Below are 3,807 nucleotides of genomic sequence, written 5' to 3' on the forward strand. Positions count from 1 at the left end.
CGGCGACCGGGGCGGCAGCGGCCACGGGGAAGGCCGCAGCCGGCGCAGGAGTCGCGGCAGCGGCATCCGGTTGCAGCTTGCGCACGCGCTGTCCGAACAGGTCGCTGCGCAGCGAATAGACGATCGCGAAGATGAAGACCCAGAGCAGCAGCAGGAATCCGAGCTGGAGGACCAGGAGGGTGAGTTCGCTCATTCGCCGGGCCCCCAGAACCCGCCCATGTCGTGGCGCTGGGTGGCGGGGTCGGCGGCGCGACCCGCGGCGGGCCCGGAGGCCTGCGCGAGCACGCGGAAGACGATGCGGGACCGGCCGATGGTGATCACCGAGTCGGGCTCGAGCACGGCGTCCTTCACGGGGCTGCCGTTGAGTTGCGTGCCGTTGGTGGAGCCGAGGTCGCGCACGCGCGCCCTCGTGCCGTCCCACTGCACCTCGACGTGTCGCCGGGAGGCGCCCGAGTCGTCGAGGGTGACGTCGGCCTCGCTGCCGCGACCGATCACCGTGCGGCCCTTCAGGATCGGGTAGCGCTTGCCGGCGACGTCGAGCACCGGCGTCCAGGCGACCTGGCCCTTCACGTTGCTCGAGTCGACCTGGACCATGCCCTCGGTGAGGCTCTCGTCGGGCCGCAGGCTGATCGAGATGCCGCCCGCGAACTGGAAGCGCTGGCTGGCGGCGTGCTTCTGCACGAGGTCGGTGAGCTCGTCGATGAGGGCCGGGCCCAGGCCCGCCATGCGGTCGTGGTCGGTCGGCGACATCCGGACCGTGAACATGTTGGGCACGAGCACGCGGTCGCGCGACACCACTGCCGCCTTCGTGTCGATCTCGCGCTTCAGCGCCGCGGTGATCTCGACGGGCTGCAGCCCCGAGCGGAAGGTCTTCGCGAAGGCGCCGTTGACGGCGCGTTCGAGACCCTTCTCGAAGTTGTCCAGTAGGCCCACAGGTCTCCCGATCCCGTTCCGTGATTGTGTGACATGCTAGCCGCAGCGGCTGAGAACCCCCTCGTTCAGTCGACCGGAATCGCCGTTTCCTCCTCGTCGACGTCGAGTGAGAGCGTCGGGATCGACGCGGTGAGATACGTGCCGTCGGCGCGCCGCGAGCCCGTGACATCGCGCATGGTCGGGGCCCCGTAGAGCCGCGGTCCCTGGCCCTCGAGCGGCACCGTCACGGTGGCCTCGCTCGTCACCAGCACCTCGGCGCCGCGCACCCGCACCCGGGCCTCGTCGCCGACCTCGACGGTGAACTCGATCGACTGCGGACGCAGCGTCACGCGCAGCCGGGTGCCGCGCAGCGTGATGCGGAACACCAGCTCGGTCCACTCGTCGGGCAGGCGCGGGTCGAAGGTGAAGACGCCGTTGTGGTCGCGGAATCCGCCGAATCCCGACACCAGGGCGCTCCACACTCCGCCGGTCGACGCGACGTGCACGCCGTCGGCGGCATTGTGGTGCAGGTCGGCGAGGTCGACGTAGAGCGCCGAACGGAAGTACCGGATGGCGAGCTCGTGGTACCCCACCTCGGCGGCCATGATCGACTGCACGACGGCCGAGAGCGTCGAGTCGCCCGTGGTCAGCGGGTCGTAGTACTCGAAGTCGGCGCGCTTCATCTCGGTGGTGAACCGGTCGCCCTGGAGGTACAGCGCGAGCACGACGTCGGCCTGCTTCAGCACCTGGAAGCGGTAGATGACGAGCGGGTGGTAGTGCAGCAGCAGCGGCCGGCGGTCTTCGGGGGTGTTCTCGAGGTCCCACAGCTCCTTCTGCAGGAACGCCGAGTCCTGCGGGTGGATCCCCAGCTGCTCGTCGTACGGGATGTGCATGTGGGCCGCCGCCCGCCGCCAGCTCGCCACCTCGGCGGGAGTCACCCCGAGCCGAGCGACCATCTTGTGGTAGGCGAGGGGGTCGTTCACCTGCAGGTTGTCGACCGCGGATGCCGCCGACGCGAGGTTGAAGCGCGCCATCACGTTCGTGTACAGGTTGTCGTTGACCACGGTCGTGTACTCGTCGGGGCCGGTCACCCCGTGGATGTGGAACACGTCGTCGGCGTTGGTCGACCGCCAGAAGCCGAGGTCCTCCCACATGCGCGCGGTCTCGACGAGGATGTCGATCGCGCCTCTGGCGAGGAAGTCCACGTCGCCCGTCGCCGCCACGTACTGGCACAGCGCATAGGAGATGTCCGCATCGATGTGGTACTGCGCCGTGCCCGCGGCGTAGTACGCCGACGACTCCTGGCCGTTGATGGTGCGCCAAGGGAACAGGGCCCCGAGCTGGTTCAGCTCCATCGCCCGGGCGCGGGCGGCGTCGAGCATCCGCTGCCGGAAGCGCAGCACGTTGCGCGCGACGATCGGGGCCGTGTAGCTGAGGAAGGGGAGGACGTAGACCTCGCTGTCCCAGAAGTAGTGGCCGCCATAGCCGGAGCCCGACACGCCCTTCGCCGCCACGCCGTCGCCGTCGGTGCGGGCCGTGGCCTGCGCCAGCTGGAACAGGTTCCACCTCGTGGCCTGCTGCAGTTCGGGCTGGTCGGCGATCTGCACGTCGGAGCGCGCCCAGAAGTCGTCGAGCCAGGCGCGCTGCTGCGCGAAGATCTCGGCGACGCCGAGCTCTGCGGCCCGGTCGAGGGTGCGATCGCTGCGGTCCGCGAGCTCGCGCGCCGGCACGGTGCGAGCGGTGTGGTAGCTGATCGTCTTCGTGACCCGGATCGGCTTGCCCTGCTTCGCGTGCACTCGGTAGATGTGCTTCGCGAGGTCGTCGCCGATGGAGCCGGACTCGGAGAAGTCGTTCTCGGTCGCGATGGAGTGCTCCGCGCCGACCGCGATCGTCATGCCGGAGTTCGTGGTCTGGTAGCCGAGCATGTAGCGGGAGCCCTCGGCGCGCTTCACGCGGGGCTGCATCACGCGGTCGATGAACTGCTCCGCCTTGCGCGGGTCGAACCCGGCCGGCGCCTCGCTGACACCGGAGCGGTACTCGTCGCGGCCGTCCTGGCGGTTGAGGATCTGGCTCGAGATGGTCACCGCCGCGTCGGCGTCGAGCATCTCGACCTCGTAGTCGATGACCGCGAGATGCCGGTCGGTGAACGACGCCATGCGCCGGCTCGTGATGAGCACCCGCTTGCCCGACGGGGTGCGCCACTCGATCGAGCGCTGCAGGGAGCCGAGGCGGAAGTCGAGCCGTCGTTCGTAGGCGAGGATCTCGGCGATCGTGAGCACGAGCGGCTCGTCGTCGACGTAGAGGCGGATGACCTTCGCGTCGGGCGCGTTCACGATGGTCTGCCCGACGCGCGCGAACCCGAACGCCTCCTCGGCGTGGCGGATCGGCCACGTCTCGTGGAAGCCGTTCACGAACGTGCCGTGCATGTGGCCGTCGCGGCCCTCCTCCACGTTGCCGCGGAGGCCGAGGTACCCGTTGCCCACGGCGAACAGGGTCTCGGTGCGGCCCATGTCGGCGACGCCGAACTCGGTCTCGACCAGCGCCCACTCGTCGATGGGGAACCGGTTGCGGTTCAGCGGGTCGTGGTCGGCGAACCTCATGAACGGTCCTCTCGGGGGGAGCCTGGGGTGGGGGGGGGGGGGGGGGGGGGGGTGGCGCTGGGGGTGGTGTCGGTTCCGGATGCCGCGGCGGCGCGCTGCACGGCCGGGACCAGCTCGTCGAGCTCGTCGACGATCACGTCGGCGCCGAGCTCCTCGAGCGCGTCACGGCCGACGCCGCGATCGACGCCGATGACGATACCGAATTCTCCGGCGGCGCCGGCCTTCACGCCCGACTCCGCGTCCTCGACGACCGCGCACGCCTCGGTCGGCAGGCCGAGCAGCTCGGCGGCGCGCT

At 70.2% G+C, this 3,807-nt stretch carries 2 protein-coding genes and 2 pseudogenes; all 4 read right to left on the bottom strand.

Annotation, left to right across the window (positions count from 1 at the left end; translation table 11 throughout):
• Positions 1-193 (bottom strand): annotated as a pseudogene (locus GH736_RS18905) (FHA domain-containing protein FhaB/FipA); the annotation flags it as partial.
• A complete protein-coding gene (locus GH736_RS18910; RefSeq protein WP_159606110.1) occupies positions 190-933 on the bottom strand; it encodes an FhaA domain-containing protein in 744 nt (247 codons plus the stop codon). The pseudogene GH736_RS18905 and the gene GH736_RS18910, both read right to left, overlap by 4 nt.
• Before the next feature lie 65 nt (positions 934-998).
• On the bottom strand, positions 999-3,512 hold the full coding sequence (locus GH736_RS18915) for a glycoside hydrolase family 65 protein (RefSeq protein WP_159606112.1): 2,514 nt from the start codon (positions 3,510-3,512) through the stop codon (positions 999-1,001).
• Positions 3,509-3,807: pseudogene (locus GH736_RS18920) on the bottom strand (hypothetical protein); the annotation flags it as partial. The pseudogene GH736_RS18920 and the gene GH736_RS18915, both read right to left, overlap by 4 nt.

This window comes from Agromyces humi, assembly GCF_009720255.1.
Classification (GTDB): domain Bacteria; phylum Actinomycetota; class Actinomycetes; order Actinomycetales; family Microbacteriaceae; genus Agromyces; species Agromyces humi.